The sequence below is a fragment of the Plebeiibacterium sediminum genome (assembly GCF_026013605.1).
GTDB classification, from domain to species: Bacteria; Bacteroidota; Bacteroidia; order Bacteroidales; family Marinilabiliaceae; genus Saccharicrinis; species Saccharicrinis sediminus.
Map to the genome: position 1 here is coordinate 1 of NZ_JAPDPJ010000377.1, position 359 is coordinate 359.

The window sequence follows — 359 nt, forward strand, 5'->3', positions numbered from 1 at the left end:
AATGGTAATTGGGGACCAAGATATGATGGCCAAATGCGCCCATGGGGTAATGTTGTTGATAATTCTCAGCAAGTAGCACCTTTCTCATATATTGAAGATCGTATTAATGACTTTTTTGAGTATGGATTAAACTATAAGAACTCTATATCTGCATACGGAGGAAATGCAAATACAGATTATTTTCTTTCTTTCACACAAAATAGTGTAGATGGAATCTATCCTGAAGATGTAGATTCATATGATAGATATACCATTTCTACTAAAGCAAGTCATAAGACAGAAAAGTTAAAGGTTTCCACTTCGATTAACTTTTCGACAGAAAAAACTAATGCTGTTCCAATGGGACAAGGAAGTTCTGC

Annotated in this window: 1 pseudogene; it reads left to right on the forward strand. The window is 34.5% G+C overall.

From position 1 onward, the window contains the following. Window positions 1–359 (forward strand): annotated as a pseudogene (locus tag OM075_RS25855) (SusC/RagA family TonB-linked outer membrane protein); the annotation flags it as partial.